General features: G+C 41.0%; 24 protein-coding genes, 1 tRNA gene and 1 pseudogene. 16 read left to right on the plus strand and 10 right to left on the minus strand.

Going from position 1 to position 24,990, the window contains the following annotated elements:
• From VB620_RS15320 to VB620_RS15330, 3 genes are read left to right on the plus strand one after another with little or no spacing between them, the layout of a single operon-like run.
• Positions 1 to 708 (plus strand): C40 family peptidase, encoded by a 708-nt coding sequence (locus VB620_RS15320; protein WP_323197019.1) that lies wholly within the window; start codon positions 1 to 3, stop codon positions 706 to 708.
• A gap of 14 nt (positions 709 to 722) precedes the next feature.
• Complete coding sequence (locus VB620_RS15325; protein ID WP_323197020.1) at positions 723 to 1,736, plus strand: glycosyltransferase family 2 protein; 1,014 nt, start codon at positions 723 to 725, stop codon at positions 1,734 to 1,736.
• Positions 1,737 to 1,782: 46 nt separating this feature from the next.
• Positions 1,783 to 3,018, plus strand: a complete 1,236-nt coding sequence (locus VB620_RS15330) for an MFS transporter (protein WP_323197021.1) — start codon at positions 1,783 to 1,785, stop codon at positions 3,016 to 3,018.
• Between the two features lie 55 nt (positions 3,019 to 3,073).
• Here the strand turns inward: VB620_RS15330 and VB620_RS15335 are convergent.
• Positions 3,074 to 3,147, minus strand: a tRNA-Arg gene (locus tag VB620_RS15335).
• Between the two features lie 36 nt (positions 3,148 to 3,183).
• On the opposite strand from VB620_RS15335, the gene moaC reads away from it, so the two are divergent.
• From moaC to VB620_RS15350, 3 genes are all read left to right on the plus strand, one after another.
• Positions 3,184 to 3,681: a cyclic pyranopterin monophosphate synthase MoaC gene (gene moaC / locus VB620_RS15340; protein ID WP_323197022.1), complete on the plus strand. Its 498-nt coding sequence runs from the start codon at positions 3,184 to 3,186 to the stop codon at positions 3,679 to 3,681.
• Between the two features lie 80 nt (positions 3,682 to 3,761).
• The gene (locus VB620_RS15345) at positions 3,762 to 4,019 is read left to right on the plus strand and encodes a hypothetical protein (protein WP_323197023.1); all 258 of its coding nucleotides are present in this window, start codon (positions 3,762 to 3,764) and stop codon (positions 4,017 to 4,019) included.
• Positions 4,020 to 4,142: 123 nt separating this feature from the next.
• Entirely contained in the window at positions 4,143 to 4,451 is a 309-nt protein-coding gene (locus tag VB620_RS15350) for a DUF3181 family protein (protein ID WP_323197024.1), read from the plus strand.
• A gap of 309 nt (positions 4,452 to 4,760) precedes the next feature.
• On the opposite strand, the gene VB620_RS15355 is transcribed toward VB620_RS15350, so the two are convergent.
• The 4 genes from VB620_RS15355 to VB620_RS15370 form a co-directional block, all read right to left on the minus strand.
• Entirely contained in the window at positions 4,761 to 5,225 is a 465-nt protein-coding gene (locus VB620_RS15355) for an ABA4-like family protein (protein WP_323197025.1), read from the minus strand.
• Positions 5,222 to 6,262, minus strand: a complete 1,041-nt coding sequence (gene cobW / locus VB620_RS15360; RefSeq protein WP_323197026.1) for a cobalamin biosynthesis protein CobW — start codon at positions 6,260 to 6,262, stop codon at positions 5,222 to 5,224. Before cobW ends, VB620_RS15355 begins: the two co-directional genes overlap by 4 nt.
• Before the next feature lie 521 nt (positions 6,263 to 6,783).
• Positions 6,784 to 7,623, minus strand: coding sequence for a glycosyltransferase family 8 protein (locus tag VB620_RS15365; RefSeq protein WP_323197027.1), 840 nt, complete (start codon positions 7,621 to 7,623; stop codon positions 6,784 to 6,786).
• Between the two features lie 347 nt (positions 7,624 to 7,970).
• Positions 7,971 to 8,687, minus strand: coding sequence for a biliverdin-producing heme oxygenase (locus VB620_RS15370; RefSeq protein WP_323197028.1), 717 nt, complete (start codon positions 8,685 to 8,687; stop codon positions 7,971 to 7,973).
• Between the two features lie 379 nt (positions 8,688 to 9,066).
• On the opposite strand from VB620_RS15370, the gene glmM reads away from it, so the two are divergent.
• The 8 genes from glmM (at position 9,067) to VB620_RS15410 (ending at position 17,431) form a co-directional block, all read left to right on the plus strand.
• Positions 9,067 to 10,539, plus strand: a complete 1,473-nt coding sequence (glmM, locus tag VB620_RS15375) for a phosphoglucosamine mutase (RefSeq protein WP_323197029.1) — start codon at positions 9,067 to 9,069, stop codon at positions 10,537 to 10,539.
• Positions 10,540 to 10,594: 55 nt separating this feature from the next.
• Positions 10,595 to 12,244, plus strand: a complete 1,650-nt coding sequence (gene hpsL, locus VB620_RS15380; protein WP_323197030.1) for a hormogonium polysaccharide biosynthesis protein HpsL — start codon at positions 10,595 to 10,597, stop codon at positions 12,242 to 12,244.
• A 34-nt stretch (positions 12,245 to 12,278) separates the two neighbouring features.
• Entirely contained in the window at positions 12,279 to 13,256 is a 978-nt protein-coding gene (gene hpsN / locus VB620_RS15385; protein ID WP_323197031.1) for a hormogonium polysaccharide biosynthesis glycosyltransferase HpsN, read from the plus strand.
• Between the two features lie 125 nt (positions 13,257 to 13,381).
• A complete protein-coding gene (hpsO, locus tag VB620_RS15390) occupies positions 13,382 to 14,554 on the plus strand; it encodes a hormogonium polysaccharide biosynthesis glycosyltransferase HpsO (protein WP_323197032.1) in 1,173 nt (390 codons plus the stop codon).
• A 19-nt stretch (positions 14,555 to 14,573) separates the two neighbouring features.
• Positions 14,574 to 15,749, plus strand: a complete 1,176-nt coding sequence (hpsP, locus tag VB620_RS15395; protein ID WP_323197033.1) for a hormogonium polysaccharide biosynthesis glycosyltransferase HpsP — start codon at positions 14,574 to 14,576, stop codon at positions 15,747 to 15,749.
• Positions 15,750 to 15,910: 161 nt separating this feature from the next.
• The gene (locus tag VB620_RS15400) at positions 15,911 to 16,549 is read left to right on the plus strand and encodes a peroxiredoxin (protein WP_323197034.1); all 639 of its coding nucleotides are present in this window, start codon (positions 15,911 to 15,913) and stop codon (positions 16,547 to 16,549) included.
• Positions 16,550 to 16,655: 106 nt separating this feature from the next.
• The gene (locus VB620_RS15405) at positions 16,656 to 17,240 is read left to right on the plus strand and encodes a Uma2 family endonuclease (RefSeq protein WP_323197035.1); all 585 of its coding nucleotides are present in this window, start codon (positions 16,656 to 16,658) and stop codon (positions 17,238 to 17,240) included.
• Positions 17,241 to 17,260: 20 nt separating this feature from the next.
• Positions 17,261 to 17,431, plus strand: a complete 171-nt coding sequence (locus VB620_RS15410) for a hypothetical protein (protein WP_323197036.1) — start codon at positions 17,261 to 17,263, stop codon at positions 17,429 to 17,431.
• A 282-nt stretch (positions 17,432 to 17,713) separates the two neighbouring features.
• Here the strand turns inward: VB620_RS15410 and VB620_RS15415 are convergent, their stop codons facing one another.
• Positions 17,714 to 19,315, minus strand: coding sequence for a peptide ligase PGM1-related protein (locus VB620_RS15415; protein ID WP_323197037.1), 1,602 nt, complete (start codon positions 19,313 to 19,315; stop codon positions 17,714 to 17,716).
• 376 nt (positions 19,316 to 19,691) lie between these two features.
• Here VB620_RS15415 and VB620_RS15420 point away from each other — a divergent pair, with 376 nt between their 5' ends.
• On the plus strand, positions 19,692 to 20,630 hold the full coding sequence (locus VB620_RS15420) for a phosphoribulokinase (protein WP_323197038.1): 939 nt from the start codon (positions 19,692 to 19,694) through the stop codon (positions 20,628 to 20,630).
• A gap of 7 nt (positions 20,631 to 20,637) precedes the next feature.
• Here VB620_RS15420 and VB620_RS15425 read toward each other — a convergent pair whose 3' ends face one another.
• The 3 genes from VB620_RS15425 to VB620_RS15435 form a co-directional block, all read right to left on the minus strand.
• Positions 20,638 to 21,246, minus strand: a complete 609-nt coding sequence (locus VB620_RS15425) for a PIN domain-containing protein (RefSeq protein WP_323197039.1) — start codon at positions 21,244 to 21,246, stop codon at positions 20,638 to 20,640.
• Entirely contained in the window at positions 21,243 to 21,713 is a 471-nt protein-coding gene (locus VB620_RS15430) for a hypothetical protein (RefSeq protein WP_323197040.1), read from the minus strand. Before VB620_RS15430 ends, VB620_RS15425 begins: the two co-directional genes overlap by 4 nt.
• A 115-nt stretch (positions 21,714 to 21,828) precedes the next feature.
• On the minus strand, positions 21,829 to 22,791 hold the full coding sequence (locus VB620_RS15435; protein ID WP_323197041.1) for an ROK family protein: 963 nt from the start codon (positions 22,789 to 22,791) through the stop codon (positions 21,829 to 21,831).
• Positions 22,792 to 22,893: 102 nt separating this feature from the next.
• Here VB620_RS15435 and VB620_RS15440 point away from each other — a divergent pair, with 102 nt between their 5' ends.
• Entirely contained in the window at positions 22,894 to 24,618 is a 1,725-nt protein-coding gene (locus VB620_RS15440; RefSeq protein ID WP_323197042.1) for an ABC transporter ATP-binding protein, read from the plus strand.
• A gap of 232 nt (positions 24,619 to 24,850) precedes the next feature.
• On the opposite strand, the pseudogene VB620_RS15445 reads toward VB620_RS15440, so the two are convergent.
• Positions 24,851 to 24,990 (minus strand): annotated as a pseudogene (locus VB620_RS15445) (photosystem II q(b) protein); the annotation flags it as partial.

The raw sequence follows: 24,990 nt of genomic DNA on the forward strand, positions 1-24,990 counted from the left end.
ATGCTCTCTAATTCAGAATCCCAAATATTCAACTTGACATCGGCAGAAGAATACCACTGTATTGCTAATCTGAATTTATACAATTCCCCCCAATGTCAGTCCCTGACAACTCAAGCCGCATCTGGGCGACATTTGCGAATCACCTCAAATCATCAGGAGTCAGCATTTCAGGTGTATTTGTGTGAGGATGACTATCCAGGGTGGGTATCTTATGCCGATTTGGGTATATTACAACCTGCTACTGTACTTTATCAGGCTAAATCAGTTTCTCAGTCCGAGATTACCAAACTCCTCCCAGATGTCATCGCCTTTACCCAAAAAGCCCTGGAACAATCAAATTATTATCTCTGGGGTGGTACAGTCGCCCCCAACTATGACTGTTCGGGGTTAATGCAAGCGGCTTTTATGTCTGTGGGTGTTTGGTTACCTAGAGATGCTTATCAACAGGAAGCTTTTATTTCAGCAATTACTATGGCTGAGTTACAACCAGGGGATTTGGTATTTTTTGGCACTCCGCAAAAAGCTACTCATGTGGGGCTGTATTTAGGCGATGGTTATTACATTCATAGTTCCGGAAAAAACCAGGGACGGAATGGGATAGGAATTGATATTCTCTCGGAACAGGGAGATGGGGTGAGTCAGTCATATTATCAGCAGCTGCGAGGTGCTGGTAGGGTGATGGAGAGTTATAAACCACAGAGACACTGAGGACACAGAGGAAGATGAGGAGTGGGTTAGTTTCCCAGGAGTTAAATCCGGAGAATGGGGCGATTTCGTTAATTGTCCCAGATGTTTCCGTGGTTGTGCCGATACGGGATGAGGTGGAAAGTTTACCACTTTTGCTAGAGGCGATCGCATCTCATATCAGCGATGGTGATCTCAGTTATGAAATTATTTGTGTAGATGACGGTTCTACAGACGGTTCGGCGGCATTTCTCAAGGAACAAGCCCAAATCCGCACTGATTTAAAGGCGGTACTATTGCGGCGGAATTACGGACAAAGTGCCGCAATGGCCGCGGGGTTTAAATATGCTACAGGTAAAGTCATTGTCACCTTAGATGCTGACCTGCAAAATGATCCGGCTGATATTCCGTTGTTATTGGCGAAGTTAGCAGAAGGCTATGATTTGGTGAGTGGTTGGCGACATCAACGCCAAGATGCGGTAATTTCCCGCTTAATTCCTTCTAAAATTGCCAATTGGCTAATTGGGAAAGTCACAGAAGTCAAATTACATGATTATGGTTGTTCTCTCAAGGCTTATCGGTCGGAAGTCCTAGCAGATATGAATCTCTATGGAGAACTGCACCGCTTTTTACCTGCTTTGGCTTACATCGAAGGGGCGCGAATTACGGAAATTCCTGTGCGTCACCATGCGCGGCGGTTTGGTCGCAGTAAATATGGAATTTGGCGGACTTTTCGAGTGATGATGGATTTGTTAACCATTTATTTTATGAAGAAATTCCTCACCCGCCCCATGCACGTTTTTGGACTGTTGGGTTTAGGTTCAATGGTCACAGGAACTCTGATTGGGATGTACTTAACTTTTATTAAATTAGCTTTCAGTGAATCCATTGGCAATCGCCCTTTGCTAATTTTGGCAGTTCTGTTGTTAGTGACTGGGGTACAGCTATTTTGCTTTGGTCTGTTAGCTGAATTGTTGATGCGTACTTACCATGAATCTCAAGGTCGTCCCATTTATCGAGTGCGAGAAATAGTAGCAAAAAATATTAAGTAACGTAACAATGTGATTAACGAACACTTAAAACAAACATAAATCTGCTTTGAAAGTTTTTCAAACATTAGACGTTAAACTACGACGTAACCTGCTGGTGTTATTTACAGCAGGTTTATTATTCTGGTCTAGTATTGCCTCGTTATTGCCGACTTTACCCCTGTATATTGAAGATATTGGGGCTACCAGTCAACAGATTGGCTTTGTCATGGGTAGCTTTGCAATAGGGATGTTAGTATTTCGCCCTTGGTGTAGTAATTTAGCAGATCGGCGGGGTCGTAAAATTGTCTTGCTAATTGGAATGTCAGTAGTGGCGATCGCACCTTTGGGTTATATTTTTGCTACTTCTATTATCCCACTCATGATTTTACGTGCCTTTCACGGCTTGAGTATTGCTGCTTTTACCACCGCTTACATGGCATTGGTGGGAGATTTAGCCCCTATACAAAGTCGTGGTGAAGTTATTGGTTACATGAGTTTGGTAAATCCCCTGGGTGTGGCTATCGGCCCAGCCTTGGGGGGATATTTACAAGCCGCAGCTGGTTATACACCTTTATTTATCTTGTCTGCGACTTTGGGTCTGGCGGGAATGTTATGTATCATACCTATTGTCAATCCAGATATAGAGGAAAAAGGGGAAAATAGCGCTGATAATCATCTATTTTGGCGCTTATTATTAACTTCTCGTATTCGTATACCTGCAATCATCATGTTATTAATTGGCATGGTGATCGGGACTGTACATACCTTTGCACCGTTATTTATCAAGTCCACTAATATAGATTTGAATCCAGGATTATTTTACACAGTCATAGCGATCGCTAGTTTTAGTGTCAGGCTATTCATTGGTCGGGCTTCTGATAAATATGGTAGAGGTTTATTTATTACCCTCAGTTTAATTGCTTTTACCTTCGCCATGATCGGCATCTGGCAAGCTGATAGCACCCCTGTTTTATTACTCTCAGCATTTGTCGAAGGTACAGCTTCGGGAACATTAATTCCCATGATGGCTGCAATGATGACAGACCGCGCCCACCCACACGAACGGGGACGTATATTTGGCGTATCGATGGTGGGATTTGATCTTGGGATTGGGATCGCGGGGCCGATACTCGGTTCCATCGCCCAACAAGTAGGCTACCGTAATATGTTTGGTTTTGCTGCTGGTTTAACTTGCTTGGCAATTTTGATATTTCTCACCCAGTCTAGCCATAACCTCAATAATTCTCTACGCTTTGCTTTCGGCCGTGCCGCAGATACTTATTCCTTAAATAATGCCAACTAGACACTAAAAAAGGCAAAATAGAATCACATCTACTTTGCCTCTTTCCTATTGAAAACGGGCGAGGAGGGATTCGAACCCCCGACACCGTGGTCCGTAGCCACGTGCTCTAGTCCACTGAGCTACACACCCTTACAAGAATTTAATCATAACACCTCTCTCAAAATAATGCAAGAGATCAAGCCAGATAATTTTTTAACACACCTGGATCATCAAGGAGAAGCCCAGATGGTAGATGTATCTGCAAAAGTAGCGACCATCCGCCAAGCCGTAGCTGCTGCTAAGGTGCGAATGCTACCGGAAACCTTCGCCGCCATTCAAGCTGGTAACGCCCCTAAAGGCGATGTATTGGCAACAGCGCGGTTAGCGGGAATTATGGCTGCTAAACAAACGGCGACATTAATTCCCCTGTGTCATCCCTTACCCCTACAAAAAATTACCGTGGAGGTGACACCCAAACCCCAACTACCCGGTTATGAAATTCAAGCCACAGTCAAAACTAAAGGAGAAACTGGTGTGGAAATGGAAGCTTTAACGGCCGTTTCTGTGGCGGCTTTAACTTTATACGATATGGCTAAGGGTTTAGAAAAATCAATCCAAATTGAATCAATTCATCTAGTCAGTAAAACTGGGGGAAAATCAGGAGACTATTCTGCACCTGTATAAAAGGTCTTGTGGCCAGAGAAGCCTAAACACTTTAAAATGAGTAAGTACATGGTAAATATTGTAGTTTTAAATAAATCTTTATGCCTCCTCGTTGGCCTCGCAAACCCGATCGCAAAGATCCCGCATTCCGCAAGTTAGATGACCGGATTAATTTTGCTGTTCATGTGGCACTGACTACAGCTGTTAATTCTAGTTTATGGTTTTTCCATAACTTAAAATCAACTACCTGGGAATGGCTACCCTGGTTAACAGCCGGTTGGATATTAGTATTGTTGGTGCATCTAATCTATATTAGTGCGATCGCCAACTATACCGAAACTCCGACTACATCCACCTGAAGACAGACTGTTGAGGCTAGGGCGATTGTAACCTGTGGGAGTAGATTCATCTGGATAATTGGGCAATAATGAATAAAGAACCGGATACTTATTAACGTTTTTTATTCATCTAAGGTGATTTTTATGTCTACAACTAATACCACAGAATTACTAGAGGCCCTAGCTACTGAAATTGGCGAAGCCGTATATATTGACATTGCTAAATGGCATCTTTATTTATCCGATGCCAAACTGCATAATATGGTTGCTGAAAAGATGTACTTTTTAATTACTTCCCAAACTGTAAGTGAAGAACGAGTGATCGAAGTTTTGGAATCTATTTCTATAAAAATTGCCGGCGGGAGGAAGGAATTACCTTTAAATGATTTTCTACCTTTGCAATGTCAGGTGAATTTGGTGGATATTTTGGAGAAGTATCAACGCCAATTTTAATTTATGAATCTCACGCAGAGGCGCATACTTCGACTTCGCTCAGTAAGCAGAGTCGCAGAGTGGAGGTTATTGAGGTAAATGAGTTTTTCTAGAGTTAATTTTGATTGAGATTTTTTTAAGGAAAAAGAAAAATTGGCGTTGCTGAATTGAGATATGAATTAGTGTCACGCAAAGGCGCAAAGGTACGAATAAAAATAAAGGTGACCTTAGCATTTCATACTTTGATTCAGCAACGCTGAAAAATTTGATTTATTTACTCTCTTCCCCTCTTACTCTCTGCGTCTCTGCGTCTCTGCGTGAAACCCTTAACTAGGAAACAGCCTCTTCAACTACTGTTTCCCCCTGCTGTGAATTGGGGAAAAATGCTTTAGTTATCCAGTAAGTAAAAATATGGGACAGTAAACCCAAGGGACCAGCAAATAAACATAAGGACAGAGAGTGAAATGTCCAAATTCCTGTTTTCTGTCCTTCTAAATATATCCACCGCCCGACAAATAAATCCATTACTAGAAAATGAATCCAACCAGTTGCGGCTGCTGTTTCATCACTGAAAAATCGTGCAATATCAGCTAGTTGAGGATTGGATAAAGCGGCGGCGTTTTCTGGTGTAATGCTGCTGATAAATAAATACAAATATGCACCAGCTAAAACTACGAAGGGTAAATATGATGCCATGACTCCCCGTGTGAGTTTCCAGTTGGGGAGAAAAATCATTAATACCCAAAAGGGTAAAACGAAGACATTGGCAATGTCAAATAGTTGGGAGATATTCATAAAGCTACTAATTGTGATTCTATTTCTGAAGGTTTTAAGTCACGACCAATAAAAACTAAGCTGGTTTGTTTGGTTTCTGCTACTTTCCAAGGACGGTCATAAAATTTATCAAACCTATTTCCTACACCTTGCATTACTAGGCGCATGGGTTTGTTAGGGACGGCGACAAAGCCTTTGATGCGATAGATTTCTTGTTGATTAACTATTTTTTGCAGTTGTTGTTGCAATTTTTCTGGGTCAAAGCTGCGGTTTAATACTAGGTGAGTTGAGGTAATCTCTTCGTCGTGTTCGTGGTCTTCTTCTGTGTCGTGATGGCTGGGACGGCTATCTAAGTTATCTTCGACTGCGGCTTGGAATCCTAATAAAATTGATGCATCTAGTGTACCGCGATCGCTGGCGACAATTTTCACGACTCTGGGCAATTCTTTCTTGATTAATGCCTCTACTTGCTGTCTGGTTGCTAAATCAACTAAATCAGTTTTATTCAAAACTACTAAGTCTGCACAAGCTAGTTGATCCTCAAACAGTTCTTGCAAGGGTGTCTCATGTTCTAGGCTATCATCTGCTTGCCGTTGGGTGGCGATCGCCTCTGGGTCACTGGCGAATGTGCCTGATGCTACTGCTGCACAATCTACCACGGTAATCACTGCATCCACTGTAGCCGCAGCGCGAATTTCTTGCCAGCGAAAGGCTTTGACTAAAGGTTTGGGTAAAGCTAAACCGGAGGTTTCAATGATAATACAGTCAATGCTGTCTCGGCGCTTAATTAATTGTTGCATCGTGGGATAAAACTCTTCCTGCACGGTACAACATAAACAACCGTTGGTTAATTCAAAGATATTACTGCTATCTTCTCCATCTTCGGGGCAAATCTCACAGGATTTCAACAGTTCCCCATCAATACCCAGTTCACCAAATTCATTGACTAATACTGCAATGCGGCGACCTTGGTTGTTTTGTAAGAGGTGGCGAATTAAGCTGGTTTTACCACTGCCTAAAAAGCCTGTAATTACTGTGACGGGAATTTTTGTAGCCATTGTTTAGGTTTGTCCAGATTTTCCCAGTACCCTAAGTTTGAATATTTACAACTATAGATACTGATATTAAGCTGGTTTTCGAGTGTAACTCAGTTATTCTAAGCTGAAATCCCACAGGAATGCTCAAAAAATTATTGATCAAACTTTGATTAGTGTTTCAAGCCTTGAAAGTAACGAGGGTAGATTCTGAAAACATCATATAGCAATCCTAAATGATATGTGAGAGTTCAATAAGCCTCAAATGCCTATAAAATAAGGATTTTTATTTCAGTATTTTCTCACGTTTGGGTTAAGATTGCTATATCATCTCCGTTTTATTACTGATTTAACCTCTATATTTTGTCTCCCCTCCTCGCTACTGGGGATGCTTAGGGGGTGGGGTATACACTGTAGTAAAGATAACTCATTAATACCAATTATTTGTGAGGCTGCATATTCAATTGACAGAAGAGGTATATATCTCACAATCTAGAGAAAATAGCCATAGCAACAGATCAAATGTACTTATATTTTAGCTGTTTTTATCGAATTAGCTGTTTAAAAATTGCTTTAATTGCAGATAGAATTTGTTTAAAATTCTTAGGTGTTTCTGGACTGCTGTTTGACCACGGTGATTGTTTCAAGTATGTCCAGTAAAGTTCTTTTGTAGGACTAATACACCATATATGCCAAGGTTTTAAAGAACCAATAAAGTGAATTATTATTGATTGCTCATTAACCTGGGAATTACGACTATATAAATCAACTAATGAATTCCATTTTTGGTCTACATTCAAAAATTGACCATCAATCACTTTGTTTAAAGCATCTTGATCCCATAGCTTAATGATCTCAGGATGATTACGAATCAGTTGAATAGATATCTTACCAATATTCAGATTACGCCAAGTTTTTAAGTTAATTAACATGACACCAGAGTTAAAATAGTAATTGCTATTAAGTTCTAGCCTTTTTTTTGTTGTCACAACTTTTTTGCCATTAGCTGCAACTATATAATCAGATATATCATAATTATATAACTCAAGAATGGAACCATTAACAATTAAATCGGAATCAAGATAAAGTATTTTATCAATATTATTTGGGAGAATCTCCGCAGCTAGTAATCTGTAATATGCCGCAGAAGATATATGTTGAGAAACTTTTAAGTGTTCAACTTCTGCATCTTCTACTTCATAAATCAAAAAGTCAATTTTAGCTTTGGTCTTGAGTTGGTGAATTTTTTCCTGAAAGTTACTGGTGATTTTTTTAGTTATTATATGGACTGTTTGTAAATTATCTAGGTTATTTAATATCAGGGAAGTTACAGCTGCACCAAAGTGTTGTTCATACTTACCATCAAAACAAAACAAAACTTCCATATTTTGATTCCTTAAGTCTTATGTATACGCGCAAAATTTTACAAGTATAATATTATTACTTATTAACCATAAATAAAACATATTAATTTGAATTGTCAGGAATAGTTTAAAGTCTGATTTTGCCAGACGGTTAGGTGAAACGCTACTAAACTCAACTTTATCCATTTACCTGATGGTGAACCCATAGCTTATAACCCATATTAGTAAAGGCTTTTAACTTTGGAAACTTCCCAGTTCAGGATTTATAGCTTTGAAAAATCATGCGACTGGAATCCCTTGACTGGATAAAGCTGAGTTTAGTATTTTGATTTTAAGGGTGATTTTAATCACTCCTAAGTATTGAATTTTTATTCTGCGGTAGCGAGTTCAGTTTTACCACGTTGGCGACGGCGTGTTAGGCCATTGAATACCATCACACCGATGGATTTAATCAAATTACCTTCCAATTCCTGGAACATCTTCATGTTCATCCCAAAAGCGGCGTTAGCTTCTTCGACAATGCGATCGCCTGTAGCATCATCAATAGGTAATTCATCTAAAGTTTGGCGGTATTTCGCCTTAAATGCCTTCTCGTCGGTAATATCTGCAAACTCATAAAAAGCAGTACCTTCACCCTCAGACAAATTCATCGCTGTCACCGCAATGTTTTTCAGTATTTGACCCCCGGATAAATCACCCAGATAACGAGTATAGGAATGAGCAATTAATAATTCTGGTTCTGTTTGGGAAATTTCGCGGATGCGTTGCACATAAGCTGTACCTGCTGGGGAAAGTTTCACTTCTTCCCGCCAGTTAGCACCAAAATAGTAACTCAAATCTTGCTCTAAGGTATGCTTGCGGTTGAGTTGGGTGAAGTTGATTTTGCCGATAATTGGGTGCTGACTGTGCTTTTCCATCTCCTCTTCCATCGCCGAGTAGATGAAGTAGAAATTACCGACTAATTTCCGGTAGGAGTTTTTTTCCACAACTCCTTTCAAAAAACACTTGACAAAACCAACATTTTCTGCCATTGTATGGGCTTTTTTAGTTCCTACACGTAATTTGCTGGCTAAATTGCTGCTCATACTAAAATTTCTCAACTTAAAAGGTTAACTACTGAAGTGCGATGTTATGAATGGCTAAAAAATGCCATTAAAAAGTTAGATTAAAACTATTTGATGAAAATTTATATTAAAATTTTTTAAGTAGCCTGGACTGCGACTGGGATCAGAACTGCGATCGCCTCAGTAAAATAGTCAGATTTGATGCTTTTTTTAGTCCTGACAAAATCTTGATAATCGCCCCAGAGTTAAATCCGTAATCATACTTAAATAAATGGGATTAACCTGATTTGTAAAATCAAAATGAGTATATATTACAGATGAACAGTTATCTCAGTTGAAATTACTGAATTAACGTGTAAAGTAATATTTTCTCATTTCATGGTGTGAGCAGTTGAAATTTATGGTGACATCTATAAATAGAACCCCAAAAGAGATTGTAAGTAGTTCTCGGTCAGAATCTCCAACATCAGCAACAGCTGTGAATGGCAATTTAGGGCTGGACTTATTATCACTACCCACAACTGCCTTATTTGGCACAGATGGGATTCGGGGAGAGGTGGGAGAATTACTGAATGCACCTTTAGCTTTACATATCGGTTTTTGGGCTGGTGTGGTTTTGCAAAATCAGAGTTCTCAACCTGGTCCAGTGATTCTGGGGCAAGATTCCCGCAACTCTAGCGATATGCTAGCAATGGCTTTAAGTGCAGGTTTAACAGCCTCTGGGGTAGAGGTTTGGTATTTGGGATTATGTCCCACTCCTACAGTTGCTTACCTGACTAGCATTACTGAAGCCATTGGTGGGGTGATGATTTCTGCCAGTCATAATCCACCAGAAGACAACGGGATTAAAATTTTTAATGGATTTGGTGGTAAGTTGTCCCCAGCTTTACAGGCGGAAATTGAGGCGGGATTACGGGGAAATACGGTTACAGGTAAAGTTCGTAATTGTGGACGGCATTATTCCCGGCGGGAATTAGTCAGTCATTACGGCGATACTGTAAAACAATCCTTGCAGAAGATTAATAATCTTCAAGGGCTGAAAATTGTTTTAGACTTAGCCTGGGGCGCAGCTGTGGGGTTAGCGCCAAAAATATTTACGGAGATGGGTGCAGAGGTGATCTGCTTACATAATGAAGCTGATGGCGATCGCATTAACGTTAACTGCGGTTCCACTCACTTGGCAACTCTCCAAGCCACAGTGCAAGAACACAACGCCGACTTAGGTTTTGCCTTTGATGGCGATGCCGATCGCGTCTTAGCTGTAGATCATACTGGTAGACAAGTAGATGGCGATTACATTCTTTACCTCTGGGGAAAACATCTCCAAGAACAGCAACAATTGCCAGATAACCTGATTGTATCCACAGTCATGGCTAACTTAGGCTTTGAAAGGGCTTGGGAAGAACAAGGCGGGAAATTAATTCGCACCTCTGTAGGCGATCAATACGTCCAAGCCGAAATGATGCGGACTGGGGGAATGTTAGGCGGTGAACAATCAGGACATATTCTGTGTCGCCATTATGCTGTCACAGGTGATGGTTTATTAACAGCTTTACACATAGCAGCCTTAGTCAAAGAAGCTGGTGTTTCTCTCAGCCAAATGTTAGAAAATAGCTTTGAAACTTATCCGCAATTATTGCGAAACGTGCGAGTCATTGACCGCGATCGCAGGTTAAACTGGCAAGACTGTCAACCCTTACAAATAGCGATCGCCCAAGCCGAAGCCGCAATGGGTGATGCAGGTAGGATATTAGTCAGGGCTTCAGGTACAGAACCACTGATCAGAGTCATGGTAGAAGCCGCCAACGCCGAACTAACTAACCATTGGACAAATGAATTAGTATTCCAAGTTCAGCAACACCTAGCAGCATAAACTCCTGGAGATCCTACATCTTTTCAGCTACGCCAAAACCCAGTAGAAATGTTATATGTTCAAAAGCAAAACCAAATCCCCAAAATCAAAAAACCAGAATCCCAAGACCTCTTCTACCCTCAACCTCAAAGAACGGTTAGCCCAAAAGCGTAAAACCCTACAAGCCCGTCAAGAATTTACCAAACTACTGACCATATCTGGTTCAGTCAGCGTCTTCTTTGGCATTCTATTTTTTCTCGTAGGTGGAATTAAGGCAGTAATTCCTGGGGTATTAGCCATCTTAATCATGTCATTTTCATACAAATACCCCCGTTATGCCTTATTTGCCTTTTTGATTTATCTGCCTTTTGGCGGCACTATCACCTACTACATTGGTAGCAACCCCATTCTGCAACTAGCTAAAGATACCTTCTACATTCCCGCCTTGATCGGATTTTGGCAAATGTGTCGCCGAGAAAGACTACCCCTGATAGTTCCCAAAGCCGTGAAAACGCCATTATTTATCTTAGTCGGCTTGTGCTTCCTCACCCTGATCTTTATCAATGGTATACAACAGCTAAATCCTCCCCCAGTAGGACTTTTAGAAAAGGCAGAAAGAGAAATTCCCATAGCTATGGGGATTCTGGGAATCAAAGTCCTTTTAGGCTACATACCCTTAATTACTTGTGCTTACTATTTAATTCGTAATCAAAAAGACTTCCTGTTTTTATCCCGCCTACAGGTAGTGATCATCTCGATCTGCTGTACCTTGGGAATTATTCAATACTTCTTACTCACAAGCGGCATCTGTGAAGGTACAAGAAACGCTACAGGCGCACTCTTATTTAAAGCAGCAATAGAAGCACGGTGTTATTTTGGGGGTTCTCTACTTTATAGCCCCAGCCAGGGAGTAATTCGCCTACCAGGAACCTTCGTCGCCCCTTGGCAATGGGCATGGTTTTTAATTTCTAGCACCTTTTTCGCCTTTGCCACCGGTTTCACAGATCCGAAACCCATTTGGCGGCTAGTCGGTTTAGGTTCTTTAGCCGCCGTGTTTATTAATGCAGTCATTTGTGGACAGAGAATTGCATTCGCCCTAGTCCCAGTCTTTTTTGTCGTCTTGCTATTCGTAACTGGTGAAATTCGTAACCTGAAACGCTTTATCCCTATGGGATTAGGACTAGCCCTCATTCTGGGAATGGCTATGGCAATTAACCCAGGACTTTTGCAACAGAGGATAGATAGTTTTGTGGGTCGAGTGGAAGCTGCACCACCGGAAGATTTTATTTTTCAGCAGTTTGAAGAAAATTGGCGTAACGTCATTAGCCCCATTGGTAGTGGTTTAGGTAGGGCGACTAACTCCGCGCGTTCCTTGGGTCAAACCAAGCTCATAGAAACATACTATGCTAAACTCCTCTGGGAAATAGGTATTTTAGGGGTACTAGCATTTTTAGGGTTAGTTACCACCCTGACAGTTATTGGTTTCAAAAGCTATCGTTCTATCAAAAACCCCAGTTTAAGGAGTTATGGTGCTGCTTTATGGGTATTTATTCTGTTTATTAGCTATAACACGTACTATTATCCCTTAGACGTTGACCCAGTGGCGGTATATTACTGGTTTTTTGCCGGGGTACTGTTTAAATTGCCATTACTGGATAAACAGCAAACACAGGATTATCAGCCTGAAAAAACCACAAAGAAAAAATTTGTTCCGTTAGAAGTTTAATTGCTTCTACCCCCATCAGCAGCGAAATAAAAATATGCATGATTGTCCTTTGATTTCTGTGATTATCCCTACCTATGGGAGAGAGGAAACGCTGCGGGATAGTGTTATAGATGCTTTAAATCAGGACTATCCCAACTTTGAGGTTTTAGTAATTGATCAATCTCCCACACATCAACCAGAAGTTCAAAGTTACCTAGAAGTAACCGCAGCAGCTGGTAAAATTCAATGGTTTCGTTTAGATTGGGCGAGTTTACCGGGGGCGCGTAATTATGGTGTCCGCCGGGCTAAAGGTGAAATCATCTTATTTATTGATGATGATGTGAAAATGACCCCGGAATTTTTAGCAGCCCACGCCCAGAATTATCGGCAAAATCCAGAAATTGGGGCTGTAGCTGGGCGAGTATTTGACAGAAATAAATTGAGTGATTCCGGTGGGGAGTTGGAAATTGAATATTTACCTCCCGAAGCAATGGACCCTGGAATTGCTTGGTATCATCTGGATTTAGTCCACACCACCAAACCCCAGCAAGTATTAACGGCTAGGGGTTGTAATATGTCTTTTCGGCGAGAAATTTTTACTGAACACGGCTTACAATTTGACGAGAGGTTTCGTGGGAGTGCGGTGCGGGAAGAATCAGATTTTTGTTTGCGAATCCGACAGACCGGATATAAAATCTGGTATGATCCAGAGGCTTGTTTGATCCATTTGGGCGAAGAAACTGGGGGTTGTCATGATATTAGTATGCGATCGCTCAAATATCAACTCACCTTCTACCACAATCATTTCTTAATGGGGCTAAAAAACCTCACCTCCAGCCAAGCTTTACGCCTATACGCCGCCCTATTTAACTGTCACGTCTTAGGAAAACCCCCCTGTAACAAAAGCGGTTCCCCTATAAAAATTGTCACTCGCGGCATATTTTACACTTTAGGATTTTTCAAAGCTTTAATTACCGTTATCCAGTCACCTTGGAATGATGGTCAAACCTACACCAAGTTAGATCAACTGTAGTCATTAATTATCAGAGAGAACAGTGATCATATCAAGTTAATATATTGAACGCAGATTAATGGATTTCATGATTCTGTACAGTCTGACATAAAATTGGTGCCACTATTAAAAAATACCCAAATTCCATGAAAATCCTAGTTGCTAGTCACTCTTATATTGTAGACCTAAACTGTGAGAAATTACGCGCATTAGCCCAACTAGAACCAGGAATAGAAGTCACAGTTGTAGTTCCCCAAACCTGGAAACCAGGAGGTATTCAAAATAAAATCATTACTACTCAATACCGCGACGAAGGAAACTTTAAAATAGTCCCAATTTCTAACTTTAGTCAAAATCATCAAGGACTTCTCACCTTTGGGATTGACTTAATCTCTTTATTAAGAGAATTTCGCCCGCAAATTATCCAAGTTGAACAAGGTTCCAGAGGACTAGCATATAGTCAGATGATTTTCCTCAATCAGTTATTAAGACTCGAAGCCAAAAATATATTTTTTACTTGGTGGAATATCCCCTACGAACTGAAATTCCCGATAAATTTATTAGAAAAATATAATCTTAACCACAGTCACGGGATAATTTCCGGTAATCAAGACGGTGCGGAAGTTCTCCGACAACGAGGATATCAAGGTTCAATTCAAGTTATGCCCCAACTAGGTGTTGATGAACGCTTATTTACTCCCCAATCACAACCAGAATTAGCCCAGAAATTCGGGATAACTTCAGATGATTTTGTGGTGGGATTTGTGGGGCGATTTGTTACAGAAAAAGGGATATTAACACTGTTGAAAGCTTTAGTAACTATCTCTGATAAACCTTGGAAGTTACTATTATTGGGAAGGGGAGAATTAAAAGATAACTTAATTAAGTTTACCACAGAAAATCATATTAGTGAGCGGGTAATTTTTAGCGAAAGTGTTCCCCATAATGAAGTTGCTAATTACATCAATTTAATGGATACTTTAGTTTTACCTTCAGAAACAACTTATAAATTTAAAACTTTAACGGCTGTAGGTTGGAAGGAACAGTTTGGCCATGTTCTCATTGAGGCTATGGCTTGCCAAGTTCCGGTCATTGGTTCTGATTCTGGTGAAATTCCCCATGTAATTGGTGATGCTGGTTTGGTGTTTCCTGAAGGTAATATTAAAGAGTTAGCTAATTGTTTATTGCAATTAATTGAGAACCCGGAATTTGCTAAAAGTATTGGTGCAAAGGGTTATCAGAAAGCCATGAATCAATATACTAATCACGCTTTAGCAAAGCAGCAATTTAAATTTTATCAAGAACTAGTTAATAATTAAAATTTCCCGCCCAGAAATTATGAAAGTTTTACAAATTATTCCTTCAATTTCTCTAGTTTATGGTGGACCGAGTCAAATGGTTATCGGTTTGGCTGGGGCGTTGGCGAAAGCAGGTGTAGAAATTACAATTATTACCACTGATAGTAATGGCGATAGTGGGCAAAAACCTCTGGATGTGCCGTTAAATTCTCCAGTGCAAAGAGATGGTTATGAAGTGATTTATTTTCGTTGCGCCCCATTTCGTCGTTATAAGTTTTCTGTGGATTTATTAAAATGGCTAAAAGTTCATGCTTGTGAATATGATTTGGCGCATATTCACGCTTTATTTTCTCCTGTAAGTAGTGCGGCGGCGCGGGTATGTCATCAGCAAAAGTTACCTTATATTTTGCGTCCTTTGGGAACTCTTGACCCGGCTGATTTACGCAAGAAAAAACAATTGAAACGTCTTTATGCGGCGCTGATTGAACGGCGTAATTTAGCTGATGCGGCTGCAATTCATTTTACCAGTGAAGAAGAAGCGAAAATATCAGAACGCTTTGGGGTGGTGACGCGAGATTTAGTGATTCCTTTGGGTGTAATTCCGCCGGAGAAGGTGACAGATGGAGGGAGTTTAGTTCGTGGTCAATTAGGGATACCGGAAGATTTGCCTTTGGTGCTGTTTATGTCTCGCATTGACCAGAAAAAAGGCTTAGATTTATTGATTCCGGCACTAGAAAAGCTGTTAATTTCTGGGTGCAGGTTTCACTTTGTTTTAGCAGGGACAAATTCTCAAGACCCTGATTATGAGCAAAAGATTAAAGATGAAATTGCTAATTCATCATTGCGATCGCACACTACCATTACAGGTTTTATCAGTGGGGAGTTAAAAACTAGTTTACTACAAGCTGCTGATTTATTCGTCTTACCTTCTTACTATGAAAACTTTGGTATTGCTGTAGCTGAGGCTATGGTAGCAGGTATCCCCGTCGTTATTTCTGACCAAGTGCATATTTGGCAACAGGTAAGTGATAGTAATTCCGGTTGGGTAGGTGCAACAAAGGTAGAAGATTTGGTACAGTTAATCAAAACAGCTTTAGAAAATCCCCAAGAACGTCGGCAACGGGGGTTAAATGCTCAAAAGTATGCTTTAGAATATTTTAGTTGGAGTGCGATCGCCCGTCAAATTATCTCCGCCTACCAAAACATTCTCAGATAATAAATACTAAGATTTCTAACTTTTGATGAAATTGGTTTTCTTCATACCCTAAAGATTAAAATTTTGTTACAAACTGCTAAAAGCCGATAGGCAAACTGTGATTTATGTGATGATCGCAATGTAAAATACATGAAGTCTTTCTAAATTACAGGGAATCTTGCATGACTCTCCGTCTTGGTGATACAGTACCTAACTTTACACAAGCCTCTACACACGGCGATATCGACTTTTACGAATGGGCGGGTGACAGCTGGGTAGTGCTGTTTTCTCACCCTGCTGACTTTACACCTGTTTGCACCACAGAATTAGGCACAGTCGCCAAACTGAAGCCAGAATTTGACAAGCGTAACGTTAAACCTATCGCCCTCAGCGTTGATGATGTTGACTCCCATAATGGTTGGGTAGGAGACATTGAAGAAACTCAAGGAACCGCCCTAAATTATCCCATTCTTGCAGATGCAGACAAAAAGGTTTCCGACCTTTATGATATGATTCACCCCAACGCAGCTGCAAACATCACAGTGCGTTCCGTGTTCATTATCGACCCCAGTAAAAAACTGCGTCTTAGCTTCACCTATCCCCCCAGTACAGGCCGCAACTTTGATGAACTATTGCGGGTAATTGACTCATTGCAATTAACTGATAATTACAGCGTCGCTACTCCTGCTGACTGGAAAGATGGCGAAGACTGCGTAATTGTACCTTCATTGAAAGACCCCGAAGTTCTGAAACAGAAATTCCCCAAAGGTTACACAGAAGTTAAGCCTTATTTGCGGATGACTCCTCAACCTAATAAGTAAGTTTCCGCAATACTAATAGTCGGTGGGTTAACAACGGTGTAACCCACCATTTTTATATATAGATATAATTAACTTATTTAGATCAGCAAAGTAGGAGAGATTTACCATGCTTTCATCTCCTTTGATATTACATTTTCCCTCATCAATGCCTATGACAGACGAACAATTCTTTGAGTTCTGTCAAGAAAACGGTGACTTACGTATTGAGAGGAACAAATTTGGAGAAATCTCAATTATGCCACCCACGGGTTCAGAAACAGGAAACCGCAACTTTAATATTGCTGGACAGTTATATGTTTGGGCAGAACAAGATAACACGGGCATCTGCTTTGATTCTAGCACAGGGTTTAAACTCTCAACAGGTGCAGAGCGATCGCCTGATGCTTCCTGGATAAAATTAGCCCGGTGGAATCAACTTACCTCAGAACAAAAACAAAAATTTGCCCCTATTTGTCCAGATTTTATTATTGAATTAAGGTCAGCTTCTGATAACCTGCAACCATTAAAAGACAAAATGGTAGAATATATGCAAGAATCAGAAATACAATTAGCTTGGTTAATCGACCGGAAACATCGCCGAGTTTATATTTATCGTCCTGGACAACCAGAAGAATGTTTAGAAAATCCGGAAACTGTTAGTGGTGAAAACATTTTGCCAGGGTTTATTTTGAAGATGAGTAAAATTTGGTAGTCACAAACTACATCAAAACCATGCAATCTTCTTTAAATATTCTCACAGTTGCAGAATACTTAGAAGCCGAAAAAACCAGCGATATTCGTCATGAATGCATCGCCGGACAAGTTTTTATAAATTACGGAATAACTAACCACAGAGACGCAGAGGACACAGAGGAATCAGGATTTGGGAGAGTTTTTGCGTAAGTCCTGGATGTTACAGTGATGTAGATGCTTTGTTAAATAAGAATTATTCTGGATTTATATAGGTTTTTTAAAATTATGCCGCCTTATCTGTTTAAAAATATATCTGTGGGGTCGGCTGAATTTAACTTAATAATAGCGATCGCACTAGAAATTAAATACATAATCATCTGAAAAAATTTTATTGCGGCTGGGTATTTGGGGATGAAAAATTTTCTTCCCCAGTACCTGGAAATTGAGCGACTTGTACTGATCCGAAGTAAGTTGAAGTGTAGTTCCCAATCCCTAACTATATCCATCCCAAGCCATAGGAAAGGTGTAATCTGAGAATAAAGGTAAGTCGGGATTTTCGCTGCGAGTTTCTTCGTCCAAAACTTTGACGACTTTGTTATAGATGTCTTCTGCTTGTTGTGGGGAATCGCCAATGCTAGTTAATCCTAATTTGCCAAACTGGGAAAGACAACCCATGAGATGAAATACTGTACCTGTTTCTGTACCGCTATCAAAGTGCAGTCGGTGATGGGCGATGATATCCATTAAGTCGTTGGGTAATAATCCCCGATATCTGTCTTTTTGTAGGTTATCGGTGGCTATGTAGTATTTAGGTCGCCCTTGTTGGCTGTAAAATAACCCTGTGGAGAGGTCGTAATGTCCGTTTGTTAATAGTTTCAGGGTCATGAAAGGATGAGTAGTACCACCTTTGCGGAGGTTAATTTCTATGGCTTGAATCTCCCAGTCACCATTTCCTTGTTCAACGGTGATAAAGTCTACGCCAAATCTTTCAAATGTACCTTTTTCGGAAAGTTTTTTACCTACTTCTAAGCCCCATCGTTGCAATTGTAAGCGATATCTAGAGTCAGCCGGAAATCGACAGCCGAGATAAATTTGTCCGTCTGGTCCGCCGAGAATTTGGTCATGGGTTGAGACAATTTCTACTTCACCACTGGGTGTAATGCGTCCTTGGACACTTGGCGATCGCTTGATTTCTCCTTCTACAAATGCTTCGGCGATCGCACCTAGTTCTGTAATCCGGTTGGCGAAGTTTCCCCAACTTTCGTGTGTGGATTGAAACCGCATGGTAGGGAAGCGATCGCTAATTGCAGTTACTGTTTGACTACGATCAACTTGACCCGGTGCTAAATCCCTAATTGGTCTTAAATCTAGCAGTGCATTTCCTTCTCCAGAAATACCTTCATTCAGTTTGATTACTATTCTTTGTAATGTGGGTTGGCGTTCCCATAAATTAGCCGCAACTTCTGCCAAATCTTGTTTATTAGACACCTTTTCGCTACCATCCGGGAGGGGAACTCCACTTTCTGCAAAGATTTGACGACTACCGCTTTTTGTCCCCCAAATTTGTAAATTCGGTGCAGCTGCATATAATGGGACATTTAATTTTAAAGATAGTTCCGCTTCTAAAAATGTGGAATTGTAGCAAGTCATAAATGATTTTTCTAGTCTCAATGCTTGGCGGATGCGCTCTAGCAGTCGGGGACGTTCTAAAATTTTAGCTGTTAGAGGTCTGAGGGAAGAGTCGTAAGTAGAAAGTAGCAAGAGGCGATTACGCGCATGAGAAAAGGGAATCCCTGGTAATAGTTGCAAGTAGTAATCAATAATACTAGGGTGCAGGGGCATGGATGTGACGTAAATCAAGCGGGTGCGGGGGTTTCGCAAGCGCATTAAAGAGAATAATAATCTTTCTTCATAATGCTCACAACCTTCGATTTTATGCAGTTCATGCTGGTCGATGCTGAGGGAAGGAATAATTAAAATATCCGCCTCACTATGATCAAATAGCTCAATAGTCGGCCAGCGATCGCGTAAAGTTAACTGAAGATGGCGAAACTTATCAATTTTGTCTAATTCTGAAATATTCAGCATCTCCATAATCCCCAACACTGCCTTACTATTCTGGTATATACCAAAGGGAGTCAGATATTTCTGATATGAAACACTTCTTTGACTACTAGGAAAATAAGAGCGTTATCTTGGTTAAATTATTACGAAGAGGTACTAGTTCTAGTAATTCTACGCTAGCGATCGCGCAATCAATCTGATAGCTATATTTGATATATTTAACGATATTTAGTAATTATTTACATTCCAAATAGATTTTGATAATTAATGAGAAACCAACTCTATGTATAGAGATGTTGCGTACTCAGTTTTCCTTGACTTAGTTCGTCAATTCCCTTCTAAAATGAGAAACATTATTTGAAAAAGTTGATTTCTGTAAATATTACTCATATCGGGAGAGGTAATCATGGCTCGTCCAATAATTTTAGGGATTGTCGGTGATAGCGCCGCAGGTAAAACAACGCTAACTAGGGGAATTGCACAGATACTAGGGCCAGAAAATGTCACCCTCATCTGTACCGATGATTATCACAGTTATGATCGTCAACAACGTGCAGAAATGGGAATCACCGCTCTGCATCCTGATTGTAATCATTTAGACATCATGCAGCAGCACCTATCGCTGTTACGCACAGGACAGCCTATTCTCAAACCTGTTTATAGTCACTCAACTGGAAAATTTGAGGCTCCAAAATATATCAAACCTAAGAAATTTGTTATAATAGAAGGATTACTTGGTTATTCTACCCGTGCAGCCCGTGATGCCTACGACGTGAAAGTTTACCTTGCACCTTCCGAAGAACTACGCGCCGATTGGAAAGTGAAGCGAGATACTCAAAAACGGGGTTACACAGAAGAACAAGTCTTAGCAGAGTTAAAAAAACGGGAACCAGACTCAGAAAATTTTATTCGTCCCCAGCGTCAATGGTCGGATATAGTTGTGACTTTTTATCCTGCTAATGAAGAAGACGAAGACAATAACGGACATTTAAACGTGCGCTTAGTATTGCGCCCTACAATCCCTCATCCTGATTTTAGTTCAATTTTGAATTTAACTAATGGTAATTCCCAATCAGCGATTCGCCTGGGTTTAGATAGGGATATGAGTAAACCTGTGGATGTGTTGGAAGTGGATGGTCATGCGACTTTAGAACAGGTGAATAAATTAGAGCATATTTTATGTTCAGATATGCCTTACTTACTCAATGTGTGCGATCGTGAAAGTAACCCAGAATTGGGTAAAATTGCAGGTACAACCGGAGAAACATTGCAAAGTTATCCTTTAGCGCTGACTCAGTTGATTATTACCTACCATATGCTCAAAGCAACGCAAATGTATCAGTGATATCTTCTTACAACCGCAATTGCGATTTAATGAACCCATAACCATTATCAAACCGTGGGATCATTCGGCAATTGAATCTATTCAGTTGATCAACAATATCTGGGTTGTCAAAATCTTTGGAATTGCGGTTGAGAAAACACGAGACTTGGGATTCATTTTCGCGCAGATGACTGATAACTGATGAGTAAACAAGTGCATCTTGCGGACTCAAATCATAAGGATCTTCCGATATTGCAGCCCCACGGAGAATATCAGCACTCAGCGATATTACTTCTGCACTATTCAACAATCTATCTCGATACGCTACAAATCTTTGCCTTTCCTCCTCACTACTTTGAACCAACAAACGAGCAATATCTTGAATGCTGTTAATTCGAGTAGTGTACGATGCTGAACGTGCGAGTTGTCGTAATTCAGTATCTAGAACTTGTTGCAGATCCTTGCGACTCTTAGCCTGACGGGTGAGTTTCTCATAAGGTTCAGCTAAACTGTATGCTGGTATGATCAGACTGGCAAATTTGGCTTCACAAAGTTGCAGAATTTGCTCACAACTTGCAGACTGCTCTTGTTGAAAAACCAGTTCCAAAATAAAATTAGTTTCAACATAAATATTCACGCAGCAGCCTCTTGACCGAAATGACCTCCAGCTACAGCAGTATATAGTCCTGATTCAATCAGCCATCTTTGAGAATCATCAATTTCTTCGGTAAGTTTCTCAGAATTAATAATTTTACTCAGCCAAGATGCAACAATTAATTCCAGACTTTGACCTGTGATGTAATTAGCAGATACACCTGCTTGTTCAAAGTAGGGTTGAAGAAAAGGGCGTGCGTCTATATTATACGTGGGTTGACTTTGGTCTAGTTGTGCAGCAGTACCAGTCCACAAGTAGAATTTATCTGGAAAGACCATGAGAAAGTAAGGTGCTTTTGGGAAAGTACCGTGCGCCAACATATTGCGCCGCAGTTTTTCCGCCCATTCCGATGAGGTATTGAGTTTGTTTTTAATCTCGACAACCAGCACTAATTGATTGTCTTGGTTATACACAGCTAAATCCCAACCACCATCCCGACTAGTAAACATGATTGAAACCCTTTTTACTACGAATTACGAATTACGAATTACGAATTACGAATTACGAATTACGAACTACGAATTACGAATTACGAATTACGAACTACGAATTACGAATTACGAATTACAAACCAGATTCAGCCAAAGCCACAGCACCCCAAAGCGGCGCATCATCACCCAAAGCCGCCGGCACAATTGTAAACTCAACTTCTGGTAAAGCCGTTTCCCGCGCTACCGTTCGCACCACATCCCACCAATTATCCCCAGCCTTAATTACACTCCCACCCAAAATAAACAACTGCGGGTTAATCAAATTCGCCACATTCCCAATACCCACACCCAAAGCCCAAGCACCCTTCAACAAAACATCCTGGGCTAACTCATCACCTTGCGCCGCAGCATCACTCACCACCTTTCCCGTAATCAAATCCAAATTATCACCCACCAACCCCCTCAAAATCTTTCCTCCGCGTCCTTGGCGACTTGGCGGTACGTTTTCCAAAAATTCCCTAACATTCCTCGCCATATAAGGCCCCGAAGCCAACCTTTCCACACATCCCCGCTTCCCACACAAACACACAGGCCCCGCAGGGTCTACAACCATGTGTCCAATTTCACCAGCCATTCCGCCCACACCCCGCCAAGGCTGGCCATTGAGTATCCAACCACCACCAACACCAGTGCTAATAGTGATATAAAACAAGCTATGATTTCCTTCCCCAGCACCGAAGCGGTATTCACCCAAAGCCGCCACATTAGCATCATTGTCTACAGTTACAGGAACCCTAAACTCATCCTCTAGCAAATCTTTGAGGGGAATATTTTCCCAACCAGCCACATGATGAGACAGTCGCACAGTCCCAGTTTTAGCGTCTACCGGTCCCCCAAAACTGACACCAATTGCATCAGGTTTTTCTCCTTGCAGTAAAGAATTAATCAGGTCGCGCATAATCTCCAAGTCCGTGTTAGCATTACCATCAGCTGGCGACAGGCGACGTTCATAGCGTAACCATTCCCTAGCACCAGAATTTACCACTGCTGCGGCTAACTTAGTTCCGCCAAAGTCCAGGGCTAAAATTAACGTCATAATTCCCTCCAAATATTCCCAAAAAAAATAGATAATTATTCTGAAACTAGTCAAAAGCTGATAGCGTCAAACAGTAGAAAATATCTTTGTGGAAGTTACAGCTTGAAAACCCGTTCTAATTACTGGCAATTATCACCATATCTCCGACCCCATTGGGAAAATATTACCAAGGGATTTATTGGCATTATTGGTTATGTACTGGCGACGTTAACCCTAATTAATCTCGCTGGGAGATTGGCAAAACCCTTTGGTGAGGGTAATGTAGTAGCGATCGCCCAATTAGCTGGAATCCTGGTTTTAGTATTTCTGGTGCGGGGCTTTTTTCAGTCCATGCAAGATATGTACATGGCGAAAGTAGCTTTAAGGGTAGCTTTTGACCTCCGCAAGCAGGTTTACTCCCATCTGCAAAAACTGGATTTGAGTTACTTTGAAACCGCCAAAGCCGGAGATCTATCTTACCGTCTCACCGAAGATATTGACCGGGTGGGGGAAGTTGTAAATAAAGGATTTCACGATTTTATCCCCTGCATTTTACAATTAATGGCCATACCCATCTACATGATTTACCTGAATTGGCAATTGACCCTAGCTACAGTGGTTGTTGCGCCAATCATGGGTGTTTTAATTGGCTGGTTTGGGGAACGGTTACGGAAATATTCGCTAAAAAGTCAAAATCGCGTTTCTGGGTTATCAGCAATTCTTACAGAAGTATTTAGCGGTATTCGTTTAGTCCAAGCTTTTGCTGCGGAAAGTTATGAAATTGCTCGTTTTGGCAATGAGGCAGAACAGAGCTATAAAGCTAAATACTCCGCCGAACGCCTAAAAGCCATTCAAATACCGATAGTGGGTTTTCTAGAAGCCTTAAGTGCGGTTTCTTTAGTGATAGTAGGAGCATGGCAAATTGCCCAAAATAACTTAACTGTGGGCGAGTTTTTTAGTTATTTAGCTGCGGCGGCTTTGTTAATTGATCCCATTGGTCATACTACGAATAATTACAACGAGTTTAAACAAGGTGAGGCTTCTGTTGACCGGGTTTTTGAGTTGATGGCGATTCAACCCACGGTATTAGAAAAGCCTGATGCGATCGCCTTACCACCAGTCAAAGGCAAAGTAGAATATCGTCATGTGTCCTTTGCCTACAAACCCGGCGAACCTGTATTAAAAGATATCAGTTTATTGGCATTACCAGGAGAAGCGATCGCCCTAGTTGGTGCTTCCGGTGCTGGTAAAACCACCTTTGTAAATTTGCTTCCCCGTTTTTATGATCCAGAAGCCGGTGAAATCTTGATTGACGGCGTAGATATTCGGGATGTGAAACTTCAAAGTCTGCGGCGACAAATTGGGATTGTTCCCCAAGAAACCGTGATGTTTTCCGGGACAATAGCCCAGAATATTGCTTTTGGACAAAAATCTTTTGACATGGAAGCCGTAGCAGAAGCCGCTAAAATTGCCAACGCCCACCAATTTATTACCCAGTTACCAGAAGATTATCATACCTGGGTAGGAGAGAGAGGAGTTAACTTATCTGGTGGACAACGCCAAAGAATTGCGATCGCCCGTGCGGTATTTCTCAACCCGCAGATCCTGATATTAGACGAAGCCACATCAGCCTTAGATTCCGAGTCAGAAGCCTTAGTACAAGAAGCCTTAGAAAGACTCATGCAGAATCGCACAGTATTTATTATTGCTCACCGTTTAAGCACAGTCCGAAAATGCGATCGTATATTAGTTCTCGAACGAGGACAACTTGTAGAATCAGGAACCCACGAAGAACTACTAGCACTTGAGCAACGCTACGCGAGATTTTACACCCAACAATTTAGTTAGGAAATTACGCAAAATCATGAACAAACGAACCGCAAAGGACACAAAGAAATAAAAGTTTTAGAGAAAAATTTCTTCCTTCTCTTTCTTCACTTGGCGTTCTTGGCGTACTTGGCGGTTCGTTAAAAAAAGATTCTTAGCCCCAACTTAATTATGGATATAGTTCAATTCTTTATCCCATGAAAAAACGCCCCCCATTTCTGAGAGGCGTTTCTTATTTAGCTAAACTTCGAGATTAGCCGTTGATTGCAGGTGCAGTCAATGCAACAGGAGCAACATCACCAGCAGCCAAGTCTAGGGGGAAGTTGTGAGCGTTACGCTCGTGCATTACTTCCATACCCAAGTTAGCGCGGTTGATTACGTCAGCCCAGGTAG

The organism is Nodularia harveyana UHCC-0300 (assembly GCF_034931085.1).
Taxonomy (GTDB): Bacteria; Cyanobacteriota; Cyanobacteriia; order Cyanobacteriales; family Nostocaceae; genus Nodularia; species Nodularia harveyana.